The sequence below is a fragment of the Nonomuraea sp. NPDC005650 genome (assembly GCF_040605375.1).
Taxonomy (GTDB): Bacteria; Actinomycetota; Actinomycetes; order Streptosporangiales; family Streptosporangiaceae; genus Nonomuraea.
Genome location: NZ_JBEXCR010000057.1, coordinates 1 through 24,628, shown reverse-complemented (window position 1 = coordinate 24,628; position 24,628 = coordinate 1). Strand labels below are relative to the sequence as shown.

General features: G+C 67.7%; 22 protein-coding genes. 8 read left to right on the top strand and 14 right to left on the bottom strand.

Annotated elements, in window-relative coordinates:
* Positions 1–291: 291 nt before the first annotated feature.
* Complete coding sequence (locus ABZS69_RS57660; protein WP_355390373.1) at positions 292–1,392, top strand: integrase core domain-containing protein; 1,101 nt, start codon at positions 292–294, stop codon at positions 1,390–1,392.
* Positions 1,393–1,523: 131 nt separating this feature from the next.
* On the opposite strand, the gene ABZS69_RS57655 is transcribed toward ABZS69_RS57660, so the two are convergent.
* The 4 genes from ABZS69_RS57655 to ABZS69_RS57640 form a co-directional block, all read right to left on the bottom strand.
* The gene (locus ABZS69_RS57655) at positions 1,524–2,099 is read right to left on the bottom strand and encodes a TetR/AcrR family transcriptional regulator (protein WP_355390371.1); all 576 of its coding nucleotides are present in this window, start codon (positions 2,097–2,099) and stop codon (positions 1,524–1,526) included.
* A gap of 100 nt (positions 2,100–2,199) precedes the next feature.
* On the bottom strand, positions 2,200–3,627 hold the full coding sequence (locus ABZS69_RS57650) for a hypothetical protein (protein WP_355390368.1): 1,428 nt from the start codon (positions 3,625–3,627) through the stop codon (positions 2,200–2,202).
* Positions 3,628–3,659: 32 nt separating this feature from the next.
* A complete protein-coding gene (locus ABZS69_RS57645; RefSeq protein ID WP_355390365.1) occupies positions 3,660–4,544 on the bottom strand; it encodes a PDR/VanB family oxidoreductase in 885 nt (294 codons plus the stop codon).
* 69 nt (positions 4,545–4,613) lie between these two features.
* On the bottom strand, positions 4,614–5,729 hold the full coding sequence (locus ABZS69_RS57640; protein ID WP_355390362.1) for a phosphotransferase family protein: 1,116 nt from the start codon (positions 5,727–5,729) through the stop codon (positions 4,614–4,616).
* A gap of 177 nt (positions 5,730–5,906) precedes the next feature.
* Here ABZS69_RS57640 and ABZS69_RS57635 point away from each other — a divergent pair, with 177 nt between their 5' ends.
* The 3 genes from ABZS69_RS57635 to ABZS69_RS57625 all read left to right on the top strand — a co-directional run bounded on the left by ABZS69_RS57635 (position 5,907) and on the right by ABZS69_RS57625 (position 9,353).
* The gene (locus ABZS69_RS57635) at positions 5,907–6,941 is read left to right on the top strand and encodes a phosphotransferase (RefSeq protein ID WP_355390359.1); all 1,035 of its coding nucleotides are present in this window, start codon (positions 5,907–5,909) and stop codon (positions 6,939–6,941) included.
* A 100-nt stretch (positions 6,942–7,041) separates the two neighbouring features.
* Positions 7,042–8,580 (top strand): NAD(P)/FAD-dependent oxidoreductase, encoded by a 1,539-nt coding sequence (locus tag ABZS69_RS57630; RefSeq protein WP_355390356.1) that lies wholly within the window; start codon positions 7,042–7,044, stop codon positions 8,578–8,580.
* On the top strand, positions 8,577–9,353 hold the full coding sequence (locus tag ABZS69_RS57625; RefSeq protein ID WP_355390354.1) for an SDR family oxidoreductase: 777 nt from the start codon (positions 8,577–8,579) through the stop codon (positions 9,351–9,353). The genes ABZS69_RS57630 and ABZS69_RS57625 overlap by 4 nt, the downstream gene beginning before the upstream one ends.
* A gap of 10 nt (positions 9,354–9,363) precedes the next feature.
* Here ABZS69_RS57625 and ABZS69_RS57620 read toward each other — a convergent pair whose 3' ends face one another.
* Genes ABZS69_RS57620 through ABZS69_RS57600 form a run of 5 tightly spaced genes read right to left on the bottom strand, consistent with a single transcriptional unit; the run spans position 9,364 to position 14,591 of the window.
* Positions 9,364–10,527 (bottom strand): epoxide hydrolase family protein, encoded by a 1,164-nt coding sequence (locus ABZS69_RS57620; protein ID WP_355390351.1) that lies wholly within the window; start codon positions 10,525–10,527, stop codon positions 9,364–9,366.
* 45 nt (positions 10,528–10,572) lie between these two features.
* Entirely contained in the window at positions 10,573–11,817 is a 1,245-nt protein-coding gene (locus ABZS69_RS57615) for a MaoC family dehydratase N-terminal domain-containing protein (protein WP_355390348.1), read from the bottom strand.
* Positions 11,818–11,864: 47 nt separating this feature from the next.
* The gene (locus ABZS69_RS57610) at positions 11,865–12,632 is read right to left on the bottom strand and encodes a crotonase/enoyl-CoA hydratase family protein (RefSeq protein ID WP_355390345.1); all 768 of its coding nucleotides are present in this window, start codon (positions 12,630–12,632) and stop codon (positions 11,865–11,867) included.
* Positions 12,629–13,399, bottom strand: a complete 771-nt coding sequence (locus tag ABZS69_RS57605) for an SDR family NAD(P)-dependent oxidoreductase (protein ID WP_355390342.1) — start codon at positions 13,397–13,399, stop codon at positions 12,629–12,631. Before ABZS69_RS57605 ends, ABZS69_RS57610 begins: the two co-directional genes overlap by 4 nt.
* A gap of 43 nt (positions 13,400–13,442) precedes the next feature.
* A complete protein-coding gene (locus tag ABZS69_RS57600; RefSeq protein ID WP_355390339.1) occupies positions 13,443–14,591 on the bottom strand; it encodes an acyl-CoA dehydrogenase family protein in 1,149 nt (382 codons plus the stop codon).
* 103 nt (positions 14,592–14,694) lie between these two features.
* Between ABZS69_RS57600 and ABZS69_RS57595 the strand changes: the two genes are divergently transcribed.
* A complete protein-coding gene (locus ABZS69_RS57595; protein ID WP_355390336.1) occupies positions 14,695–15,777 on the top strand; it encodes a CaiB/BaiF CoA-transferase family protein in 1,083 nt (360 codons plus the stop codon).
* A gap of 34 nt (positions 15,778–15,811) precedes the next feature.
* Here the strand turns inward: ABZS69_RS57595 and ABZS69_RS57590 are convergent, their stop codons facing one another.
* Positions 15,812–16,954, bottom strand: a complete 1,143-nt coding sequence (locus ABZS69_RS57590) for a thiolase family protein (protein WP_355390541.1) — start codon at positions 16,952–16,954, stop codon at positions 15,812–15,814.
* Positions 16,955–17,030: 76 nt separating this feature from the next.
* Between ABZS69_RS57590 and ABZS69_RS57585 the strand changes: the two genes are divergently transcribed.
* On the top strand, positions 17,031–18,083 hold the full coding sequence (locus tag ABZS69_RS57585) for an LLM class F420-dependent oxidoreductase (RefSeq protein WP_355390333.1): 1,053 nt from the start codon (positions 17,031–17,033) through the stop codon (positions 18,081–18,083).
* Positions 18,084–18,178: 95 nt separating this feature from the next.
* Here the strand turns inward: ABZS69_RS57585 and ABZS69_RS57580 are convergent, their stop codons facing one another.
* Positions 18,179–19,105, bottom strand: coding sequence for a cyclase family protein (locus ABZS69_RS57580; RefSeq protein ID WP_355390330.1), 927 nt, complete (start codon positions 19,103–19,105; stop codon positions 18,179–18,181).
* 116 nt (positions 19,106–19,221) lie between these two features.
* Here ABZS69_RS57580 and ABZS69_RS57575 point away from each other — a divergent pair, with 116 nt between their 5' ends.
* Positions 19,222–20,142, top strand: coding sequence for a TIGR03619 family F420-dependent LLM class oxidoreductase (locus ABZS69_RS57575; protein ID WP_355390327.1), 921 nt, complete (start codon positions 19,222–19,224; stop codon positions 20,140–20,142).
* Between the two features lie 40 nt (positions 20,143–20,182).
* Here ABZS69_RS57575 and ABZS69_RS57570 read toward each other — a convergent pair whose 3' ends face one another.
* The 3 genes from ABZS69_RS57570 to ABZS69_RS57560 are packed head-to-tail and all read right to left on the bottom strand — an operon-like array spanning position 20,183 to position 22,440.
* Positions 20,183–21,151 (bottom strand): NAD(P)-dependent oxidoreductase, encoded by a 969-nt coding sequence (locus ABZS69_RS57570; RefSeq protein WP_355390324.1) that lies wholly within the window; start codon positions 21,149–21,151, stop codon positions 20,183–20,185.
* Positions 21,148–21,390 carry an alpha-hydroxy-acid oxidizing protein gene (locus tag ABZS69_RS57565; protein WP_355390538.1) on the bottom strand — a complete coding sequence of 81 codons (243 nt, stop codon included), beginning with the start codon at positions 21,388–21,390 and terminating at the stop codon, positions 21,148–21,150. Before ABZS69_RS57565 ends, ABZS69_RS57570 begins: the two co-directional genes overlap by 4 nt.
* Before the next feature lie 21 nt (positions 21,391–21,411).
* Positions 21,412–22,440, bottom strand: a complete 1,029-nt coding sequence (locus ABZS69_RS57560) for an LLM class flavin-dependent oxidoreductase (RefSeq protein ID WP_355390321.1) — start codon at positions 22,438–22,440, stop codon at positions 21,412–21,414.
* Between the two features lie 173 nt (positions 22,441–22,613).
* Here ABZS69_RS57560 and ABZS69_RS57555 point away from each other — a divergent pair.
* Positions 22,614–24,628: NAD(P)/FAD-dependent oxidoreductase (locus tag ABZS69_RS57555; protein ID WP_355390318.1), on the top strand; the 2,015-nt coding region annotated here is incomplete at its 3' end.

Sequence of the window (24,628 nt, the reverse complement as noted above, 5' to 3'; positions counted from 1 at the left end):
ACGCGAGCAACCACCGAGCAACCGTGCGTTCTTGACCATCGGCACTTTGTGTCATTGGTTCCCCATCTCGGCGCGGCTGTCTGGGGCCAGGCTTGCGTGGTGAGCTCGAATTTCACGGCGGATTGAACGTGCGCGAGCAACCACCGAGCAGCCATCGCCTCGTCATTTGTGTCCACAGTGCGCCTGCCGAAAATTTCATCCACGCAGGTCACGGCCCTGCGAAGGCTTCGCGTGGCGGCGCGAACTCCGGCCACCCAGAAGATGGAACCGAGTGCGGCATGATGATCGGCCGTGCTCCTCCGCCTGGCCTACCTCACCATCATCAACACATTCGCCGCGCTGCGATTGCTGCCTATGAGCGATCGGGACAAGGACGTGGAGATTCTCGTCCTACGTCACCAGATCACCGTCCTTGAACGCCAACTCGGCACTGAGACCAGAGTAAGATTCGCACCCGAAGACCGGGCCTTTCTCGCCGCGCTCCTGACCTCGCTGCCCCGCGAGGTCCTACGCCGGCTGCGGCTTCTCGTCCGGCCGGACACCGTCCTGCGCTGGCACCGCGATCTGATGAAACGGCGCCATGCCTGTACCTGCCGGCCGAAGCGACGTGGGCGCCTGCCCACGGTCGGCTCCATCCGCGCTCTCGTCCTGCGCCTGATTCGAGAGAACCCGACCTGGGGCTACCGGCGGGTCCACGGAGAGCTCACCACGCTCGGCATCGAGATCGCACCGTCCACCGTCTGGGAGATCCTCAAGCAGGAAGGTCTTGATCCGGCGCCCGAGCGGGCGTCCACCAGCTGGGCCGACTTCCTGCGCTCGCAAGCCGACGCGCTGCTGGCCTGCGATTTCATCGAGACCATCACCGTGAACGGGCAGCGCCAGTACATCCTGGCAGTCATCGAGCACTCCACCAGGCGCATCCGGGTGCTCGGCACCACCGCACACCCAAGCGCGACCTGGATCACCCAGGCGATGAAGAACCTGGTGATGGATCTGGACGATGCGGGCTGCCGGGCGCGCTTTCTACTCCGAGATCGGGATGGGAAGTTCCCGGCGCTCATGGACGAGATTCTCGCCGAGGCCGGCGTCCAGACGGTGCTCACCGGTATTCGGATGCCGCGGATGAACTCGATCATGGAGCGATGGGTGCAGTCCTGCCGCCGTGAACTCCTCGACCGCTGCCTGCTCTGGAACGAACGCCACCTGTGGCACGCCCTTCGCGAGTACGAACGGTTCTACAACCAGCATCGAGCCCACCAAGCCCTGGGCCAAGCGGCTCCGCTACGCACCGTCCCCGATCCGATCACGGATCCCGAGCAAATCATCGACCTGAACATACGCCGACGGGACCGGCTCGGCGGCATCCTCCACGAGCACCAACATGCGGCTTGACCTGCACGGATGGAATTATCGGCAGGCGCAGGGCCACGTCTTGTCCCCGCCCCGGTTCGCCCAGCTCGCGGTCGGGGCATTCATGGGTGAATGGGTTGTCTGTGACCTTCGTCGAGCAGAGTTCCGGCTGGCTAGAAGTCGATCTGGAGCGCGCGGCACCAGAGGTCGCTGATCGTCTCCACGGGGTCGCGATCGGCTACGCTCGTACCGCTGTACTCTTCGGTGCGCATCGTGCGCACGCAGAACGTCTCGAGCATGCCCACGACGAGCCGGCTCACGAGGGGCACGTCGAGCGGCGGGCACTGGCCCGTTTCGACGGCCCGGTCGAATTCGTGCTCCCAAAGCTGGTAGACGACCGTGCGGGTGTCGTGCACGAGCTCTCGGATCGTCGTCTCTGCGTAGGCGAGTTCGTACGTCATGCGCATCCCCGGCCTGTCGCTGCGGAAGCCGTCGACGTACGCTCGCACGCCCGCCTGGATCGTCGAGCGGATGTCGGCGTCGCGCTTGAACGACGTGACCATGTCGATGAACCCGGCCTGTGTCGTCCTCGCGACCTCCTCGCAGATCGCGAGCTTGTTGTCGAAGTACATGTAGAAGGCGGCCCGGGAGACCTCGGCCCCAGAGGCGATGTCCTCCACGGTGAACTCCGGAACGCTCTTCGTGTCGGCCAGCTGCCGCGCGGACTCCAGGAGCTTTGATCGTGTCACCGCGCCGTCACCGCGCCGCCGCTCTGGTACGCGGCGTATCGGGCGCGCCGCCCCGACTTCGCTCTTCGGCGTCGGGGCGGGCCTGGCGGAGGTCATTGGCTCACATTATCCCATCGAGCAGTAGATCCGTGGTCCGTACGAGGTGCTCGGCGACCGCGGGAGGGGCGAGCGGGTCGGTGACCGCGGGGTCCGGCCGGCGCCCTGTCTCCATCCATCGAGCGACGATCTTACGCACCGCCGGTGCGTCGAGGTACGACTTGTCCATGTGCAACGCGGCGGCCCTCGACGCGACGCGCACGAGAGCCTCCGAACTTTGTGCGGCGCCAAAGGCGCGTGCCCAGGCTCGATCTTCCACGGACGGCGGCTCAACGTTCTCATATTCGGCTTGAGGGTACGCGGAGTCGGTACCGACAGCGAGATCCCACGCGACGTCGGCAAACAGGCCGATGTCCGACTGCGCCGACCGGCCGACGCCGTCGAGCGTGTCGGCACCGGCCACGGCGTCTCCCAGGATCGTGGCGTTGAGCGCGGCCATCGTCATGCCCTGGCCGTAGATCGGGTTGAACGAGGTCACGGCGTCACCGACCGCGACGAAGGACTCGGGATACCTGTCGAGCCGCTCCCAGAGCCGACGCTGGTTGCCCGGCATCTGATACGGCACGATCTCGCTGGTGATGACGGCCTGCCGCACGATCTGCGCGACGAGCGGGCTGCTCAGGGTGTCGAAGAACGTGAACATGGCATCGAGATCGTCCGGCGGATAGTGCTTGACCATCCCGTAGGCGACGATGTCATGGAGTCCGTTTCCGCACGGGCGAATGGCGGCGCCGACCGGGTTTGCAGGGGTGGCGGAGACGCTGACGCCGGCCAGGCCATCTGGCAGGGCGCCGTCTGGAATCCTCGCGGTGAAGGTGGAGTAGCCCATGTAGATCCGCACGTGCTGTTCCTCGGGCTTGGCGTACCCGAGATCCTCCAGCCAGTTCGGCGCCCGCGAGCCCCGGCCGGTCGCATCGACGACGAGGTCGCCGTGCATCTGTCCGCCCTGGACGCCGCGCACCTTCGCGCCGACGACCCGCCCGCCGTCCGCGGACCCGACGAGCCCGATCGCCAGCCCTTTCACGGTGGTGACGTTCGGCAGCGCGAACACCCGCCGGCGAATTGCCCACTCGAAGAGCGGGCGCCGCAAGGCCATGACGATCAGGTCGCTCCTCGCTCGCATGCGCCAGGCGCCATTCACATATTGGGAGAAGTCCGCGACGTCGTCATAACGCTCGCAGCCGAGCGCTATGAGTTCGTCCGTGATGCCGGGCAGCAACTCCTCGATCCGCTCGTGGCCCAGGCTGAGCAGGTGATGGACCTGGTCTCCCTGCGGTACGCCACGGCGGGAGAGCCGGGCATCGGGCCCCTCCACCGGTAGTTCGTCACGGTCGACGATGGTGACGAACTCGAAGCTCCTGCTGAGGGCGGCCGCTGTGAGCAGCCCGGCGATGCTGCCGCCCAGGACGATGGCGTGGCCGAACTTCGACATGCCGTACGGTTCCCTTCGAGGTGGGTCGATCTTCACAGGTCGAGGACGAGTTTCGGGCCGGCGCTGCGGCTGACGCAGATCATCATCGTGAAGCCGTCGGACTTCTCCTCCTCGGTCAGATAGGTGTCTCTTTGATCGGGCTCACCATCGAGCACGACGGCCTCACAGGTGCCGCAGTAGCCGTTCTCGCACGAGAACGAGGTGGGGATGCCACGGGCCCGCATCGCCTGCAGGATCGACTCGTTCGACGCGACGGGAACGGTCACCCCAGTACGCGCGAGCTCGACGTGGAACGGCGCGCCCTGGATGTCGACCGCGGCCACCGAGAATCGCTCGATCCGCAGCTGCGCCGCGTTCCGCAGTGCGCTCAGGCCGGCTACCAGGTCGAGCATGGGCGCGGGTCCGCAGGCGTACACCAAGCCGTCCGGCGGAACCTTCGCCATCTCGGCGGCCAGGTCGGGCCGCCCTTCGACGTCGTCGGCGAAGAGGGCGACCCGGTCCCCGCCGAGTGACAGCAGTTCATCGGCGAACGCCATCCAGGAGCGGGAGCGCCCGCCATATACCAGCCGCCAGGGGATCGCGGCTTGCTCGGCCCGCCGGATCATCGAGACGATCGGGGTGATCCCGACACCGCCGGCAAGGAAGAGGTACTCGGCCGCGGGTTCGAGAGCGAAGTTGTTGCGCGGCGGGCGTACTTCGAGCACGGCGCCGGCGCCGGCCATCTCGTGGAGTTCCTTCGAACCGCCACGCCCGTGCTCCTCACGCAGCACCGCGATCCGGTAGACGTCACGCTCGCGCGGGTCACCGCAGAGGGAGTAGTGCCGGACGCGCCCGGAGGGGAGTTTGACCTCGATGAACGCGCCTGGTTCCCACTGCGGGAGGTCAAGCCCGGCCATCGACTCCAGTTGCACTGCCACGATCTGGTCCGCGACCCTTTGAGCGGCGCGGATCCGGAGTTTGATCGGGTTGCGTGACATCGCGTGCTGTCACATCCCCAGCAGTTCTCGTGCGGTGCGCACGTGGAACATGCCGGCGTAGTCGTCGCCCGGTGGCCGGCGGTCCCGCAGGTCGAGCAGGTTGACCAAGACGCACCCCATCTTGAACGCGGCGAAGGCCTCGTACCATTCGATGGCCTCGGTTGAGATGCCGGTGATCTCCCGCCAGAGCTGAATCGTTTCGTCATGGCCGAGCATGCCGGGTAGCGGCCCGCCCTTCCGCGCGGCGACCTTGCCGCGTTCGCTGATCAGCCACCAGCCGAGATCGTGCAGCGCGCCGCCCAGAGAAGGCTGCTCCCAGTCCATGAGCGCGACCACTTCGAAGTCGTCGACCAGCATGTTGCCGATCCGGGCGTCTCCCCAGACGATGCCCTCCGGCTGATGGGACGGGATGGTCGCGCGCAGGTGTTCCAGGAGGTCGCGATACTCGGGAAGCGGCCGGTCGGCACGGTCGACCCGGTTCAGGTAGCGTTCCCAGCGGTCCCATTCCCGTGCGAATCCGGCGCTGCCGGCGGGCCCAAGCAGGAACTCGACGTCCCGCACCCGCATCGTCTGGATGGACGCGAGTGCGCGCACGCAGTTCTCCCAGAGTCGTGCTCGCTCAGCGGATGAGGCTTCGGCGACCCATCCCGACTCGAGGTAGGACGGGATGCTCACGGCGACGTGGCCGTGCAGCCTCTCCATGACGAAGAAGGGCGAGCCGAGCACCGCCGGGTCCTGCTCAAGCCAGCGCACCATGGCGATCGGTACCGTTCCCCGCTCACCGAGGATCCGCATCAGCTCGTATTCCTCGATGAACATGTCGTCGTAGAACACGGTGAAGTGTGAGGGCTTGATGCGCACGACGAATCCCTCAGCGCGCTTGACGCCGCCTTCGCGCCAATGAGCGTCGAACATGATCGTCTCGTGTGACTGGCCGGAGCCGCGCGGGTAGGTCAGGTCGGTCAGTCGCAGGTCCCGGGCATGCAGGCGCGGTGCGAGCCATTGGGTGAGGACCTGCTCGACCTGGACGAGATCGCGAACATCCGGCGTGACGATCGTGCCGCGCGCGTCCGAGGCCATGCCCACGCTCATCACGTCGCCGGGGGAGTGGGGTGTTTCGCTCATGGGTGTGCACCCTCCCTGTGTCGGAAGCGACGTGCTTGCCGATGTCGGCGAGCCGCTGTCGCCCTCTGGGCGAACCACGGTCTGCGGCGTGACACCGGGCTACTCATCCGAGCCTCCTGCGCTGAGAAGATCGATGCTAGCCTAACACTGACGTTACTGTCACATAGGAGTGTGAGAGTGATCAACAACCCTGCTCCTCTGTCTCTCGAAGAGGTGCTGTCACCCGCATGGCTCGGCCAGGCGCTCAACCTGCCCGTGCGATCGGTGGAGGTGGTGGAGACGATCAAAACGGTGGCGACCAAGGTCCGCTTCCGGGTCGATCTCGCCACGGACGCCGATGCGGTGCGCGCCTACTGCGCGAAAGGCGTCTTCGGGAGCGGCCCCCTGGCCCCCGGGTATGCGCGTATCACCCAGACCGAGGCGAACTTCTACCGGGAGCTCGCCGCCACAGTGGGGGTGAACACCGCGCGCCCCCGCTACACCGCGATCGACGGCCGCACCGGGCACGGCCTCAGCGTCATGGACGACGTCGTCGCCGCCGGCGGGCGGTTCCTCACTCCACTCGAGCCCTACTCGCCGAAGGAGGCGATGGCAAGTCTCGAGCAGCTCGCGGTCATGCACGCCCTGCACTGGGGCGGGGCGGGACTCGACGGCCACGCCTGGCTGCGAAACCGCCTCGCCGACCTCGCCGAAAGCCCGCTGCGGACGGTGGCGGAACTTCAGGAGCTCCTCGACGATCCGCGCGGTGATGCGCTCCCCGCCGCGATCAAGGACGCCGGGCGCGTCACTCGTGCGCTTCAGGCGCTGGCCCGCCACACTGATGGCCAGATTGACACCCTCGTGCACGGCGACGCGCACGCGGGCAACCTCTTCGTGCTCGACGGGGCGACCTCGCTCGTCGACTGGCAGTTGCTCCAGCGCACCAACTGGGGGCTCGATGTCGCCTATCACCTCGGTGCCGTGCTCTCTGTCGAAGATCGGCGGGAGTCGGAGCGTGATCTGCTCGACTACTACCTTCAGCGCCTCGCCGCCCTTGGCGTGATGGCGCCGAGCCGGCAGGAGGCGTGGGACGTCTACCGCGCCGGTGTCGCCTACGGCTACTACCTGTGGGCCGTCACCCGGCGCGTGGACCCGCCCGTCATCCACGAGTTCTGCAAACGGCTTGGGACGGCGGTCGCCGACCTGGAGAGCTTTGAGTTGCTGGGTGTCTGATCTGTGACCACGACCAAATGGTGACACTGACGTCAGTATCAGTTAGGGTTCTGCGCGGTGACCGCAGAGTCCATGGGCACGACAGAGGACGAGCAGACGCATGCCAGGAGAACGCGAACACGCAAGATCCCGCACCATCGACATCGCCATCATCGGCGCCGGAATCGGCGGCATCGCCGCCGCCGTCAACCTCGTACGCCGAGACATCCGGACTTTCGTCATCTTCGAGAAGTCCGCAGGACCGGGGGGAACGTGGTGGGACAACCGCTACCCGGGCGCCGAGTGCGACGTTCCGTCGGCGCTGTACTCCTACTCTTTCAAGTCGCATGACTGGACCCGCACGCATGCCAGGCAGGCGGAGATCCAGGCCTACATCGAGGAGACCATTGACGATTTCGGCATCCGGGCGAACCTCCGGTTCGGCACGGCTGTCGAGAGCGCGCAATGGGACGACCAGCGGCAGCAGTACCTGGTGACGACGGCGACCGGGGAGGCGCGGTGGTTCGACGTCGTCGTCAGCGCGGTCGGCATGCTCAACGTGCCGAAGATTCCCGACTGGCCGGGGATCGACTCCTTCGAGGGGCCGCTGTTCCACTCCGCGCGCTGGGATCCGGCCGTCGATCTCGACGGAAAGTGCGTCGCGGTCGTCGGCGCGGGCGCGTCGGCGGCACAGGTCGTTCCCGCGTTACAGCCGCGCGTCACGGAACTGCTGAGCTTCCAACGCGAGCCCGGGTGGGTGCTCCCCAAGGGAGATCACGACTACACCTCCGATCAACGTGCGGAGCTCAACCGATTCGGGCGGCGAAAGCTCGAACGCTGGAGGGTGCTGCGGGCCATGGACAAAGGTGGCGGCCGTGGCGACCCCAACGTCGTGGCGGCGCAACGGAACAGGCTGGAAACCCGCATCGCCTCCGTGTTCGAGGACCATCCGGAACTGCGCGACGCGCTCACCCCGGACTTCCAGCCACGATGTAAGCGCAACGTGCTCTCGGACGGCTTCTACGCCGCGCTCCTGGAGCCTAATGTCCGGCTCATCACCCGCTCGGTCGAACGAATCACGCCACGCGGTGTCGTCGATGACCGGGGGGAGGAGCATGAGGCCGACATCGTCGTACTCACCACGGGCTTCCAGGCGGCGAACTTCCTGGGCACGCTGCGGGTCACCGGACGTGGCGGACGCGACCTGCACGAAACGTGGGGGGACGACCCGAAGGCGTTCCTCGGCATCACGGTGCCGGGTTTCCCGAACTTCTACATGCTCTACGGCCCGAACACGCACGGCACCGTCGTGTCCTTCGTACTCGAGCGGCAGGCCGAGTTCGTCGCCCGTGATGTCCGGCGGCTGCGACGTGGCGGCGGGGGAACCATCGAGGTGCGCCAAGCGGCAGACGTGTGGTACCAGCGGGTGCTGCAGGAGGCCATCGACGCGGTGGAGACGTGGAAGTCGGGATGCCACAACTTCTACCTTTCGGCGAGCGGGCGCAACGTCGTGCAGTGGCCGTGGACGCATCGCCGTTACCACGTCTGGGCTCGTCTTCTGCGGCGTTGGTCATCGTCCTACCGCCCGTTGACCAGGGCGGCCCGGCTGGCCCGCCAGGAGGGCGGCAGCGATTTCAGCACGTCGAGGGAGGCAGCATGAGACTGAAGGGCAGGCGTACGATCGTCACGGGAGGCGGTCGCGGCATCGGCCGCGCCTACGTCGAACGGTTCCTCCAAGAGGGCGCGCACGTGGCGATCCTCGACCTGGACACCGAGGCCGCGGAGAAGACGGTGGCGGATCTCGCCGAACGCGGCACTGTGTTCTCGATCCGTGCTGACGTGTCGGATCCCGACTCCGTTCAGTCGGCCGTCGATGAGGCGGCGGCGAGGCTCGGCGGTGTCGACGTACTGATCAACAACGCGGCACTCTTCGGCGACTGGTCGCCGAAGGACGACACCTTCGAGTACCTGAAGCGTGTTCATGAGGTGAACCTGCTCAGCGTGTGGCTGGTGACCCGGGCTGCGGCGCCGTACCTGGTCAGGAGCGGGCACGGCCGGGTCATCAACCAGTCGTCGACGAACGCTTACAGCTACACCTACACCGGTCCGGCGGACGAGTTCCCGGGCCTGGGCTCGTTCAGCTACGCGTGGACGAAGTACGGCGTGAACGGCCTCACCAAGTACACGGCGGCACAACTCGGCAACTGGGACGTGACGGTGAACGCGATCGCTCCCGGTCCCACGCATACCCAGGCCCTGGCGAAGGCCGCGAGCGAGGAGCGCCTGCGTCAGTTGGTGAGCGCGCAGCCGATCAAGGGTGCGATCCAGGCCGAGGATCTGACCGGGGCGGCGGTCTTCTTCGCGAGCGACGACGCGCGCTTCGTCACCGGCCAGATCCTCGTCATCGACGGCGGCCGTTTCATGCCGGGCTGATCAGTGTGCCTCAGCCGGCACCGCCGAGGCACGTCGCAAACTCACGGAGCGCCCCGACCACAAGGTCGGGGCGTTCGAGTGCCGCGAAGTGCCCGCCCGCGGGGAACTCCACCCAGCGAACGATGTTGTACTGTTCCTTCGCCCAGCGCCGCACGGGCGGCACAAGCTCGCCGGGGTACGAGGCGACGCCGGTGGGAACGGTCACATACGTCCGATCGAGCGCCGGCCCGGTGCCGGGCGCCCGGTTGGCCGTGTACTCCTCCTGGTAGAAGCGCGCCGAGGATGCGGCGGTCCTGGTGAACCAGTAGATCGACGCTGTTGTCAGCAAGTCGTCCAGGGGCAGCGGGTACGCCGGGTCGACCCAGTCGATGAACTTCTCGGCGATCCAGGCGAGCTGCCCGACCGGTGAGTCGCTGAGCCCGTACGACACCGTCTGGGGGCGGGTCGCGTTGAGCAGCGCGTACGCCGACTTGTCCCGGACATAGTCGGCGTAGCGCTCAAGGGCTCGCGCCTCCACTTCGTCGGCGGGGCGCTCGTGCTTGTGGGCTCCGGCGAGCCCGACCCCGCCGAGGTTGAGGTGGACGCCGGCGACGTTCGGGGTGTCCACTCGGGCCAGCGCCGCCGCAACCTGGTAACCGGCGTCACCGCCGTGCGCGAGATAGCGCTCGTACCCGAGCCGCCGGACCAACTGGGCGATGGCCCTCGCCATGCGGTGGGCGCCCCAGCCGCGCTCGCGCAGCGGACCGGAGAACCCGTAGCCCGGGAGGGACGGAACGATGACGTCGAACGCCGGGCAGGCCGCACCAGAGGGCTCGGCGAGCTCGTCGATCACGCGGCGGAACTCGGCGAATGTGCTCGGCCACCCGTGCAGCAGCACCAGCGGCACACTGTCCGGCCGCGGCGACGGCCGGTGCACGGCGTGTACCCGCTGCCCGTCGACCTCTGTGACCAGTTGCGGGAAACGGTTGAGATCGGCCTCGTGCGCCCGCCAGTCGAAGCCGTTGAGCCAGCGTTCGACGAGGGTACGCATCATCTCGACCGTGATGCCGTCCTCGCGCCTGGTCACGTCAAGCTCCTCGGGCCACCGCGCGGCCTCCAGACGCCGTCGTAGTTCATCCAGCTCGGCTTGCGGGATGTCGATGCGGAACGGCCGCACCTCACTGTCCATCATCATCACCAGGTTCCTCGTCTCGGCTGACCCCGGTCACCGCGCAGCCCGTCAGCCGATGCTGAAGCGTTCGATGTCCGCGGCGACGACGCCATCGATTGTCGGAGCGGGCGGCTGGGGGAGCGCGATGGCTTCGGCACGCGTCGGAAGGATCACCGTCGCGGACGCCGGCGTGGTGATCTCGCCACGCTGATTCTCGCAACGCAGGTCCAAGTCCACCACGTGGTGCCCGTCCACCACGCGCTTGGCGGACACGTTGCCGCGGACCCACGTGGTGTCACCGATGTAGTTGAACTTGCGGTGCTCGCAGCGCAACCGCCACAACCAGGCATCGTCGCCGATCCAGTCGGTGATGGCGTGCACGAGCCACGTCTCCCGCATTCCGCCGTAGTCGTAGGACGTCGGCAGGCCGAGTTCCCGGGCGCGGATCGGATCCCAGTGGAGTCGTTGCACGGTGTCAGGGATGTTCAGCGGGTCGGGCGGAAACAGCCCCGGCGCCTTTCTGCGCACTTGATAGGCGAGACGGAACGACCCGGGCGGCGTGAGTTGCATGCCCCAGCCGACATGCCACACGACGATGTCGGTCGTCTTCAACGGGCCTTTGACCCGTGGCTGGAGCTCGTCACCGACTTCGACTTCCTCCCAGTAGCGGGGATCCGCACCGCGCCGCGTCTCGACGGCGTAGAGGGTATCGATCTCCTTGAGCTGCTCCGGAGTGTACGGCTCGAAGGTCACCGCTTCCTTGGCCCGCTTCTTCGAGGTGTGGCGTTCGGCATTGATCCAGGTTCCCCGGCGGAGGGCGACGACCTGGTCCTGGCCGTTGGCATAGACGTAGTCCTTGGTGACGTGGGCCGCCCGCCCACCGAACTTGCTGAGCTTGGCCGCCACACCGACCTGGGTGACCAGGAGCCTGCAGGAGTCACCGAGCCGCAAAGGGCGCCACCACTCGTACTCCATGACCGCCTGGTAGGAGCCGAGGCCCGCGAAGGGGTCGCCCTTGAGAAGTGCTCTGGTCTCCGCGTCCGGTTGCGGGGCGATGTCCTCGCCCATCGTGTAAAGGAAGGTCGGCGGGGCGATGACACCCTCCCAGCGCGAGGTCTTCGCGTAGGCCGGGTCGCAGTAAAGAGGGTTGTCGTCGCCGTAGCCCTGTGCGAAGTGACGGACCGCGTCTCGTGTCACCTCGTAATTGTGCGGGGGGTTCGGCTGAGGGATCGGAATGCCGAGTCGCCCGCGAGAGCGCTCCAGAGCGGCATCTGTGAGGACTCCGAATTGTTCGTCGGTCCGTGCCTGATTCATCTCACTCCTAAGATCAGTGCGCTGCGGCCGATCCCGGCCGACGCCGCTCAGCGCCCCTGCCAGACGGGCTTGCGCTTCTCCGTGAACGCGGCCGCGCCTTCCTGCGCGTCCTGCGAGGCGAATACCTGGTCCGAGATCGGCTGTTGCCTGATGAAGGACTCCGGCTGCGGCCAGTCGCGCGAGGCGGTCGCGATGTGCTTCGAGGCGGCCACCGCCAGCGGGGCGTTGGCGGATATGCGCCGCGCGAGCGCCAGCGCGGCGTCGAGCGCCGCACCATCGTCGACGACCTCGTTCACGAGGCCGAAGGCCGCGGCCCGGCTCGCGCCGATCGGATCGCCGGTCAGCAGCAACTCGAGCGCGATCGCCCTCGGCAGGCGCTGCGGCAAGCGGAACATCCCGCCGCCTCGCGCTACGAGGCCGCGTTTCACCTCTGGTAGGCCGAAACGGGCGCCCTTACCCGCGACGACGAGGTCGCTCGCGAGTACCATCTCAAAGCCTCCACCCAGAGCCCAGCCTTCGACTGCCGCGATCAGGGGTTTGCGCGGAGGCGCTTCGACGAGCCCGGCGAATCCCCGCCCCGGGACCGACGGGCGCTCGCCCTCCCGGAAGCGCTTGAGGTCCATTCCCGCGCAGAACGTGCCGCCGTGACCGGTGATGATGCCGACCGACAGTTCGGGGGAGTCATCCAGCTCGTCGAGCGAACGCGCGATCTCGGTAGCCGCGGCGAGCGTCATCGCGTTGCGCTGCGCTGGCCGGTTGATCGTGATGATCAGCACGCCCTCGTCGGCGGCGACGAGGACCTCCGAAGCCGTCAACGGGGAGCCATCCGAAGGGCGCCGTCGAGCCTGACGGTCTCGCCGTTGACGTACGGGTTGCGCAGCAGCGTCACCGCCATGTCGGCGTAGTCGCCCGCGTCGCCGAGCCTCTTTGGATGCAACACCGTGGCCGCGATGCTGTCGCGAATGTCCTGGCGCAGGCGGGCGAGCATGGGGGTGTCGAAGACGCCGGGCGCGATCGTGTTCACCCGGATCGCGTGGCTGGCCAGGTCGCGCGCGGCGACGAGTGTGATGGCGTGCACGCCACCCTTCGACGCCGAGTACGAGGTCTGCCCGATTTGCCCCTCGAAGGCGGCGGCGGACGCCGTCAGGACGATCGCTCCCCGATCGCCGTCGGTGTCGGGGTCCTGCTTGGCGATGCGGGCGGCCGCGAGCCGGAGAATGTTGTACGTCCCAACAAGATTGATCTTGAGGACCTGCTCGAAACTCTCCACGGGGGCTGGATCGCCTTTTTTGTCGAGGATTCGGAGCCGATCGCCGCCGCGCCCGGCGCAGTGCACCACGGCGCGGAACGGCCCGGCCGCTTCGGCGGCGTCCAGCGGCGCGACCAGGCTCGTCTCATCGGTGATGTCGCCGGGTACGAACGTCACGTTGGGTCCCAGCTTGTCCGCGGTCTCCTCTCCGGGCGAGGTGGGCAGGTCCGTGATGATGACGCGAACCCCGGCGGCGGCGAGTTCGGCCGCGGTCGCCGCGCCGAGGCCGGATGCGCCGCCGGTGACGAGCGCGCTGATGTCGTGGAGCTTCATGGGCATCCTCACCTTGGGGAAGGGGTATCGGGGAACGGGGAGATCAGTTGGCCAGAGAGCGGCCGATGATCTCCTTCATGATCTCGGTGGTTCCGCCTACGATCGTCTGCACACGCCCATCGGCGAAGGCGCGTGAGATCGGGTATTCCTCCATGTAGCCGTAGCCGCCGTGCAGTTGGAGGCAGGCGTCGACCACCCGGTTCTGCAGCTCGGTCGCCCACCACTTCACCTTCGCGGCTGTGGTGGCGTCGAGCTTCCCGTCGTTGTAGCGGTGCACCTGTGCCTCCAGATAGCCACGGGTGACCTCGGTCTCGGTCACCAGCTCCGCCAGCCGGAACCGCGTGTTCTGGAAGTCGATGACGCGTTTGCCGAACGCCTTGCGCTGCTTCGTGTAGGCCAAGGTCCATTCGATCGCGGCCTCGGCGGCGGCGAGCCCACGCCATCCGATGGAGAGTCTCTCGAGTGGAAGCCGGTCGGTGAGGTGGTGGAAACCGCGGCCCTCCTCTCCGACGAGGTTTCCGAGCGGAACCCTCGCGTCGTCGAAGAAGAGCTCCGCGGTGTCCTGCGCGTGCAGGCCGAGCTTCTTGAGCTTGTGCCCGCGTGCGAATCCGGGAGTGTCGGTGGGGAGCAGAATGAGGGAGAACGTCGGCCTGCCGTCCCTCTCTCCCGTGCGTGCGGCGACGAGGACGACATCGCAGGCGAATCCGTTCGTGATGAACGTCTTCGCGCCGTTGAGGACCCAGGAGTCGCCCTCACGGCGGGCGGTTGTCGCGATGGCGCGCAGATCGCTTCCCATGCCCGGCTCGGACATCGCGATCGAGGTCACGATCTCACCAGAGGCCATGCCGGGCAGCCAGCGCTCTTTCTGCTCAGCCGTGCCGAGGGCCATGAGATAGGAGGACACGATGTCCTCGTTGATGGCGAGTCCCGATGCGAGCGAAGCGGCGCCGACCCGGGCGAGTTCCTCTGCGACCACGCAGCGGAAACGGTAGTCGGAAGTGCCGCCTCCGCCGTACTGCTCAGGCGTGCGCAGGCCGAGGAGTCCGACCTTGCCGGCCGCGGTCCAGACAGCTCGGTCGATCGACCGTCGCTCGTCCCAACTGCTCAGATGCGGCGCGACCTCACGCGCGACGAAGTCCCGCACTACCTCGCGGAGCGCATTGTGCTCGCTCTCGTAGAACTCTGTGCCCATCCGGCAGCATCCTCCTGAACGTGGCCACACCTAATCGTTCTATCAGTGAACTATATAGAATGATTTTCGCAACGTTGAGTCCCCCACCCCCGGAAGGAATGCGATGGCAGAGGGACCGCTGAGCGGCATCCGCGTGGTCGAGTTCATGGGACTGGGGCCAGGTCCATTCGGTTGCCTGCTGCTCGCCGATCTCGGCGCGGAGATACTGACCGTGGCCCGCCCTGGTCAGCAACCACGGTCGATGCTGCGCAATCGCGCGGTGATCGAGGTGGATGCCAAGGAACCCACGGCGGCCGAGGCGCTGCACGCCGTGATCGACCGTGCGGATGTCGTGGTCGAAGGCTTTCGCCCCGGAGTCCTGGAACGGATGGGATTCGCGCCGGTCGCGCTGCGAGAGCGCAACCGAGGTCTGATCGTCGCGCGCATGACCGGCTGGGGTCAGACCGGCCCGTACGCGGCGCGTGCGGGGCACGACATCACCTACATCGCGGTCACCGGCGCGCTGCACGTCTCGGCGCGCGCGGGGACCGCCCCGGTTCCGCCCGCGAACCTGCTCGGCGACTTCGGCGCGGGCGGGATGTACCTCGTCACCGCCGTGCTCGCCGCCCTGGTCGAGCGGGCGCGAACCGGCGAAGGCCAAGTGCTCGACGTGGCGATCGTCGATGGCGCGAACTACCTCACGTCGATGCTCCATGAGTACCGCGCCCATGGCCGATGGTCCGACGAGCCGGGGACCAACCGCCTGGACACGGGTGCGCCCTACTACGACGTCTACCGGACGGCGGACGGCGGGTATGTGGCGGTGGGCGCGCTGGAGGACAAGTTCTTCGAGGAACTCGCCGACCTCCTCGGGCTCAGCGGGGCGGACCGCCAAGATCGACAGGACCCTCGATCGTGGCCCAGGCTGCGCAGCCGCATCGCGGACGCCATAGGCTCCAGGACCCGAGACGAGTGGGCCGACCTCGCCGCGGCGACGGACGCCTGCCTGGCGCCCGTGCTCTCGCTCGCCGAGGCGGCGGGCAATCCACACGTCGCCGCCCGTGGCATCCTCCACGGTGATCCGGAACATGGCTGGGAGCCTCGGCTTCCGCTGGGGCATGCGCCTGCGGGCGCGGAGGCGGGTCAGGTCCTGCGGCGCTGGGGAGTCGCGGGCGACCACCGCGACCGGCTCCTGGCCGCGTACTGATCCGCCGCCGACGCGGCCTGGGCCGCATGCGTGCTCAGATGAGCTCGTAGATGGTGGCGTTCGCGGTGCCGCCGCCTTCGCACATGGTCTGCAGGCCGTAGCGGATGCCGTTGTCACGCATGTGGTGGATGAGCCTGGTGGCGAGGATGGCTCCGGACGCGCCGAGCGGGTGACCCACCGAGATCGCACCGCCGAGCGGGTTGAGCCGCTCGGGATCCGCGCCCGTCTCCTTCAGCCAGGCGAGCGGGACGGGTGCAAAGGCCTCGTTGACCTCGAACGCGCCGATGTCGTCGATGGACAGGCCCGCCCGCCGCAGCACCTTGTGCGTGGCCGGGATCGGCGCGGTGAGCATCTTCACCGGGTCGTCGCCGACGACGGACTGGGAGTGAAAGCGGACGATCGGTGACAGCCCGAGTTCCCTGGCCTTCTCCGGAGTGGTCACGAGGACCGCGGAGGCGCCGTCGGAGATCTGAGAGGAGTTTCCGGCGTGGATTACGCCGTCCTGTTTGAACACGGTCTTGAGGCCGGCGAGGATCGCGGTGGTCGTGTTGCGTCGCACACCCTCGTCTGATGTGAACGTCCGCTCCGCCAGCGGCACCGGCACGATCTGCTGGTCGAAGGCGCCGCTGTCGCTCGCGGCTGCCGAGAGCCGATGGGAACGGACCGCGTATTCGTCGAGCTGCGCACGGGTGAGGCCCCACTGCTCGGCGATGAGCTCAGCTCCGGTTCCCTGGTCGAGGCGGTCGACGCTGTACCGGTCGAGCACGGTTTGCCCGTATGGGAAGCCGGACTCGCGCGCAGCCCCGAGAGGCACGCGCGACATGACCTCGATGCCTCCGGCCACGATGAGGTCGGCCCGGCCGGACATCACCGTGCTCGCCGCGAACTCGAGTGCCTGCTGGCTGGAGCCGCAGGCGCGGTTGACGGTGACCGCGGGAACCGACTCCGGCCAACCTGCGGCCAGGGTCGCGAACCGGCCGACGTTGCTCGACTGGTCCCCGAGCTGCGTCACACATCCCCAGTAGACGTCGTCAACGGTCCCGGCATCGATGCCGGTGCGGGCGACGAGCTCCTTGAGTACCAGTGCCGACAGGTCGACCGGATGGATCTCGGCCAGCGACCCGCCGCGCTTCCCGATGGGGGTGCGGACAGCCTCGACGATGACGGCTTCACGGATGGACAAGCTACCTCCCTGAATCATCTACCTAAGATTAACTATTGTATTCCTATGTGTGATTGATGCGGGAGGTGGCATGCGGATCGGAATGCCGATCGAGTACAGCGGCGGCTTCACCGAGACCGTCGAACGGCTTGTGGAGTACGAGCGGGCCGGCGTCGACGTGGTCTTCGTGCCTGAGGCGTACACGTTCGACTCGGTGAGCCAGCTCGGCTATCTCGCCGCGAAGACGGACAGAGTCCGGATCGCCTCGTCGATCCTCAACATCTACTCGCGGACGCCCGCGTTGCTGGCGATGACGGCCGCCGGCCTCGACTACGTCTCGGGCGGCCGGTTCGAGCTCGGAATCGGCGCGTCCGGGCCGCAGGTGGTCGAGGGATTTCACGGCGTGCGCTTCGACGGTGCGCTTGGGCGCACCCGCGAGATCGTCGAGATCTGCCGGGCGGTCTGGCGGCGTGAGCCGCTCACGCACGATGGCCGCCACTACCACGTCCCGCTCGGGCCTGAGCATGGCGGGTCAGGGCTCGGCAAGCCGCTGAAGCTCATCAACCGTCCGATGCGCGACCGGGTGCCGATGACGCTTGCCGCGCTGGGCGAGAAGAGCGTGGCGCTCGCGGCCGAGCTCTTCGAGGGCTGGCAGCCGATCTTCTACCTGCCCGAAGCGGCCCAGGCTGCGTTCGGACCCGCGCTGGCCGAAGGCGCCGCGCGGCGCGACGATGGTCTCGGGCCGCTCGACATCATCGCGCAGACCTACGTGGCCATCAGCGAGGACGCGGCGGAGTCGGATGCCGCGAGGCAGGTCGTGCGCGACCACGTCGCCCTGTACGCCGGTGGGATGGGCGCGCGCGGCAAGAACTTCTACAACGCGCTCATCGGCAGGTTCGGCTTCGAGGCGGCGGCGAAGGAGGTGCAAGACCTCTACCTCGACGGCCGCAAGGCCGAAGCCGCCGCGGCCGTTCCCGACGAACTGGTAGCCGGCCTCGCGCTGATCGGCACGCCGTCGGAGGTCGAAGAGCGCATAGCGGCCTTCCGGCAGTCCGGTGCCACGACGCTCAACGTCCGGCCGCTCGCCGTGACGCACGAGGCGCGGGTTCGGGACATGGCGCTGCTGAAGGAGTGGAGCTCCTAGGTTCCGCCGCTGCCGTGGCCGACGGGTCCGGCATGATCCTCGCCGACCTCGACGAGGGTCATGCCGGATTCTCTGCGCGCAGCCTCCCAGGCGGTTCAGCGGATGGCGACCGGGTTGACGAGGCCCCCCGTGCTCCTGAGAAAGCGCTCCGGCGTCGCGTTGAGCAGGAACGTGTACCGTCGGTCCTGCGCGCACGCGGTCGCGAGCTCTTCGAGGACGAAGTTCTCGCCCTGCATCAAGCCGGCGTACACGAGGTTGAGGACGTGGAGCGGGAGCACGACCTCCTCGACGTTCGCCGGAAGCAGTTCGAACGGCGCGTTGTCGATGGCGACGGCGGCGACCTCACGCTCGTGGAAGTACAGCGCGGTATCGTAGTCGCACGCGGCCAGCGGGCGCCGGTATCTCGGAACGTCCCCCTGCAGGAAGAACGATGCCTGTCCGGTCCTGACGAGCACGATGTCGCCCCGCTCGACGGGACTGCCCTGTGCTTCCTCGACGGCCTGGAGCACCGCCCTAGTGACGGCGAATCGGCCGGGGAGCACATCGAGGCCCTGGTGGCGCGCGACGTCGAGGAGCACGCCCCGCGAGACGATCTCGCCCGCTGCCTCGATCCCCAGCTTCGTGGCTCCGGACGCGTCGACGGCGGTCTCCGGAAAGCCGTTGTACATGGTTCCGCGGAATGTCGTGTGTGCGAGCGCGTCCCAATGTGTGGCGGTCTGGGTTGGCGTGACCACGATGTCGTCGCTGTACCTCGCCGAGTTGGGGGAGCCGGACATGGGCGTGTTGATCGCGAGCATCGTCCGCACCGGGTTGATCCGGCCGGGCGGTGGCGAGCCGTCCTGTGGCCCGTTGAGCGAGAGCGTCATCGCCAATGAGAAGACCTGGCCCGTGCGGACGGATTCGGCCGCCCTCGTGACGACCTCGGGGGAGATGAAGTTGAGAGTGCCGCGCTGATCGTCGTCCCCCCAGCGGCCCCAATTGTTCACCTGCTCGGCCAGCGCTTCGAACTCCTCAAGCGTCATCACCGGCTCCTCCGATCGACGGCGAACCGCGCAACCGGCGCCGGCCGCCACGCAAGAAAAGGTATAATAATTTCACCATACTATATAATTTTCTGGCGGCTCTTCGAGGATGCCCGATGAAGCTCAACCTCACGGTTCCCAACAACCACAGAGTCACGACCCTCCTTCAGACCTGGCAGGACAACGTGGGGGCGAAGGAGATCGGCGAGATCTCGGCGATCGCCGACCGGTTGGGCTTCGGCCGGCTCACCGTGGGCGAACACTTCGCGATCCCGCAGAGCCACGTGGCGGCTTCCGGGGCGCACTACCTGCACGCGACGACGGCCCTCGCCTACCTCGCCGGGCACACCGAGCGGATCCGGGTCGCCGCGAACGTCAGCCTGGTCCCCCTGCAGAACCCCGTCGTCCAGGCCAAGCAGTGGGCGACGCTCGACTGGCTCAGCGGGGGGCGGGCCGACCTGATCGTCGGTGTCGGCTGGCTGAAGGAGGAGTTCGACATCCTCGGCGTCGACTTCGGCGCGCGCGGCCGCATCGTCGATGAGTACGTCGAGGCGATGCGGGAGATCTGGTCCCGGGATGTCGCCTCCTATGAGGGACGGTTCGTCAGGTTCGCCGGCGTCGCCGCCGAGCCGAAGCCGCTGCAGCCCGGCGGTGTTCCGCTCTGGTTCGCCGGTGACGTCCCCGCGACCCTGCGTCGCGTGGCAATGTGGGGCGTGGGCTGGTCGCCGTATCTCACGCCGCTGGAGAAGATCGGCGAAGGCATCGACCGGATCAGGTCCGACCCGGCATACCGCGGTCAGCCGATCGAGGTCTTCTACAACCTCGCCAACCTCCGCCTCAGCCAGGGGCACGTGGGCAAGGACCACGACCACGACTTCGATACGTGGAACGTGCAGCAGCTGGTCGATCAGATCTGCGGCGTGCGGAGCGTGGGGGTGACGGAGGTGGCGCCGCCGTTGCCGAAGCTGAGGAGCTATCAGCATTATCTCGAGCGCCTGCACTGGCTGGCCGGGGAGGTCATGCCCCGGATCGGCTGACCTGGTGCCAGGGGCCGGGGCGCGATCGGCGCCGGACCGTTCACGCCCCCCGCACGATGTCGAGTAGCTCCTCGCCCGCGAGATAGCGCCGCAGGTTCGCCGCGAAGCGCTCCACCGCGCGTCTGGTCATCGCGGCATGCGCGAAGACGCCGCCGACGTGCGGGGTGAGCTTCACCCGGGGATGGCCGCGCAGCCAGTGATCGGCGGGGAGAGGCTCGGGCTCGACCGTGTCGAGGGACGCCCGCGAGACGTGGCCGGAGTCCAGGAACGGCCGCAGCGCCTCCTGCTCGACGAGCGAACCCCTGGCCACGTTGACCAGATGTACGCCGGGCTTGGTGCGCTGGAGGAAGGTGCGGTCCACGATGTCGCGCGTGCTCTCGTTCGCCGTCGCCGCGACCACGATGTGATCGGCCGAGGCGGCGAGCTCCTCCTTCGTCACGAAGGCGACGCCGTCGCCGTCCGGCCGGGGGGTCAGGGTGTGGACGAGCACGGTCATCCCGAAGGCCCGCGCGCGGGGGACAAGCTCGCGGGCGATGTGACCGTAACCGATGATCCCCAGCGTGTGCCCGTCAAGCACGTCAAGCTGGAAATCGGTCCACGTCGCGTCCGGAGCGGCCGGGCCCCAGATCCGGGGGACGTCCTTCACCGCTGCGAGCAGGAACATGACGGCGAGCTCGGCGACGGGGACGGCGTTGACGCCGGCCGAGTTGGTCACCACCCGGCCGTCGAGCAGGCCGCGCGGCACGTTGTCGATCCCGACGCCGCTCAGGTGGATCCAGCTCGCGCCCTGCGCCCACGCCGGTCCACTCGCGTCGACGTTGTAGCCGCCGAAGCACACGTCGGCGCGGTGACCGGGTGGTGGGGCCTCCCCCCGCCGCCACTCGACGATGTCGCAGTCGAGTCCGGCCGCGGCGAGCGCCTGGACGGTGTCGGGCCGGTAGACGACGACGATCGGTCGTCGTCCGGCCGGCGGACATGGCCGGCCGTGGGTGGAGTCGATCGCGCTCATCCGCTCTTCTTCGTGACGTACGAGGCGTCGAGCTCGTCGATGGAGTTGACGTCGAGCATGTGCATGGCGTTGATGAGCTCCTTGCGTAGTTGTCCCAGCACCACGTCCACACCGTGGTCGCCGCCGGCGGCCAGGCCCAGCAGGACGGGCCGGCCGACGAACACGGCGCGAGCGCCGAGGGCGAGCGCGGTCAGGACGTCGACGCCGTGGTGGACCCCTCCGTCGAGATAGACCTCCAGCCCGGGGTGTGCCCGGCGCGGTCATGCCTGCCTTCCCGCGGTGGCGTCGAGCTCGGTCCGTACCGCCGGCAGGACCTTCTCCACGAAGAGCCGCAAGCTCTCATGGGCGAGCGCGGGCGGGGTGCCACCGCTCAGCGGGTTCAGCGTCAGGAGGCTGTTGGGCGGGAAGCCGCGGACCAGCTCGATGGCCTCGTCGGGCGTGAGTACCCGGTGGCTGCCGACCTGCCACACCGACTCGAGCGGGATGTCGGGCGCGGCCCCGAAGTGGGCGCTGTCGGCGTTCCAGGAGGCGTACTGCTGCATTTCGTGCTGCACATGGCGGGCGAGCAGGTGCCGGGTGCGCTCCGGATCGTCGGCGAGGTGCAGGAAGAAGGGACCGACCCGGGTGAGGTGCTCGCCTGGTTGCTTGCCGAGTTCCGCGCAGGCCATGAGGTAGTCCTCGATGAGTGAGGGGCTCGCCGGGTCGTAGCCGTCGGCGATCTCGGCGGCGCGGCGGGCCGTTCTCGGTGTGCTGCCGCCCATGATGATCGGCGGCCCGTCCCGCTGCACCGGCAGTGGGCGCACCAGCACCGGCCGGTCATCCCAGGTGAACTGCTCCCCACTCCACGCCCGCCGCAGGACCTGGACCGCATGACGCAGCCGCGTACCTCGATCCGCGAAGCCGCGTGCGAGCATCCTGAACTCGACTTCGCGGTAGCCGGCGCCGACGGTGACGTCCAGCCGGCCGCCACTGATGTTGTCGACCACGGCGGCGTCCTCGGCGATCCGGACCGGATCGTGCAAGGGCAGAATGAGAGCGGAGGGCCGGATGCGTACTCGCGAGGTGCGCGCCGCGATCGCGGCCAGCGCCGGGAACACGGAGGGCAGATACCCGTCCGTCGTGTGGTGGTGCTCCGAAACGTGTACTCTCTCCAGCCCGTTCTGGTCCGCGTAGACCACCTGGTCAAGCATCGCCGCGAAGAGCTCGGCGTGGCTCGGGCCGAAGTCCGGGGCTCGCAGATCGTAGCGGAGCGCGATCACGGGATGGGTTCTGGCCGCGGTGCCGGTCATGGTTCTCGCCTCATCTCCTGCAGACCTCGAGCGGGTGCGTCGCCCGGTCTCCGTACCCGGTGCAGGGATCTAGAGCGTATCCAGAGTGCTGGGGTATGGTGAAGAGGAATCATATAAGTAGATTCAGTTACCTCATTAACCGCCTTGTGTGAGCGTTCGAGGAAGGAACCCCCATGACCGTGGACGCTACGACCCAGCGGCAGGTGCCGGGACGTGTTGACGAGGCGTTCGTCCGGAGGGCGTTGGACGATGCCGACCTCAACGCCCTCCGGCTCGCGCTCTACCAGGCAACGGGAGATGAGAGCCTGCTCCAGCTGCCGCTGAAGAATACGCCGGTGTACGGCGGGGCGACGGTGCACACCGAGGTCGAGGACGAAGCGGCGCCGATCATCCGGGAGAGGGTGACCGCCTTCCTGCTCAACCTCCCCAAGGACTTCACTGAGGCGGTCCCGGACGACGCGGCCCTGCGCCGCATGATGGAGGCTTTCCGCAACGAGACGCTCGATGAGCGGGAGTGGGCGTACCGCCGGGACCTCGCGGCGTTCGACCCGCACCCCCGCCAGGCGAACTGGACCGGTGCCAAGCCCGAGATCCCGGCCGGATTCCAGGTCGCGGTCATCGGCGCGGGCTACGACGGGATCGCCATCGGCGTCCAGCTCGAACACCTCGGGATCCCCTACACCGTCTACGAGCGACGCTCGGAGGTCGGTGGGACGTGGAGCCGCAACACCTACCCCGATGTGCGGGTCGACACGACGAACTTCCTCTACCAGTTCTTCTTCGAGAAGAACTACCCGTGGAAGGAGTACTTCGCCCGCGGCCACGAGGTGCGCGAGTACCTGGAGCATGTGGCGAAGAAGTACGGGGTGTACGACCACATGAGCTTCAACAGCGACGTCAAGGCGGCGGAGTTCGACGAGAAGGCCGGTACGTGGCGGATCACCGTCGTGGTGGACGGTCAGGAGCGCCATGTCACCGCGAATGCCATCGTGAGCGCGAGCGGTCTGTTCTCCAAGCCCAAGCGCTTCGGCGCACCTGGCGTCGAGGAGTTCCAGGGCACGATCATCCACACCGCGGAGTGCACCGGGAAGGAGAGCTTCATGGGCCTCGATGTCGCTGTGATCGGCAACGGCTCGACCGGGGTGCAGATGCTCTCCGCCGTGCACAAGCAGGTGAAGAGCCTGGGCGTGTTCCAGCGCACGCCGCAGTGGATCGCCCCGCGCGAGCGGTACGGCGAGCCGATCGCACCGGAGACCCGCTGGCTGCTGGACACGATGCCCTACTACTGGAACTGGTACTGCTACTCGATCGCGACAATGCGGCTCGCGGGGCAGCTCACGCAGGAGCCGGATCCGGAGTGGAAGGCGAAGGGCGGGTTCGTCAGTGAGGCGAACGACAATCTCCGCAACAGCCTGGTCAACTACATCCATGCGAAGGTCGGCAGCCGGCCCGACCTGCTCGAGAAGCTCGTTCCCGACTACGCGCCGATGGCGCGGCGCATGGTCGTCGACAATAACTGGTACGCGACTCTGCTCAAGGACAATGTCGAGCTCATCACGGAGCCGATCGAGCGGATCACGCCGACCGGAATCCGGACGGCCGATGGCGAGGAACGCCGTTTCGACGTGATCCTCACCGCGACCGGCTTCGAGGTCGAGAAGTATCTCTGGCCGGCCGAGTACCGCGGTCTGGGCGGCGTGCGGCTTGAGGACGTGTGGGAGGATCCGGCAAATAAGGGACCGCGCGCCTACCTCAGCATCACGGTGCCCGGCTTCCCCAACCTGTTCGTCATGTACGGTCCGAACTCGCAGAACCGCTCGGGATCGCTGATCGTGTGGATGGAGGCGTGGGCGAGATACATCGCAGAGGGATTGGTGGCTCTGATCGAGGGCGGTCACCGCTATCTCACGGTGCGCCAAGACGTCTTCGAGGACTACAACGCCCGGCTGGACGAGGCGATGCAGTCGCTCATCTGGAACGACCCGGACTCGAAGGAGCGTAACTACTACGTGAATCCCCACGGTCGCCAGCAGGTCAACGTGCCCTGGCGGCTCACGGAGTACCACGAACTCCTCGCGAGGTTCAAGCCGGAGTGCGGTGATCCATCCCCAGACGGTCGGGTCGGCTTGTTGCAGGTTTGCGGCCAGGGACAGGACGATGCCGCCGGTCAGGACGAGGACGGGCCAGG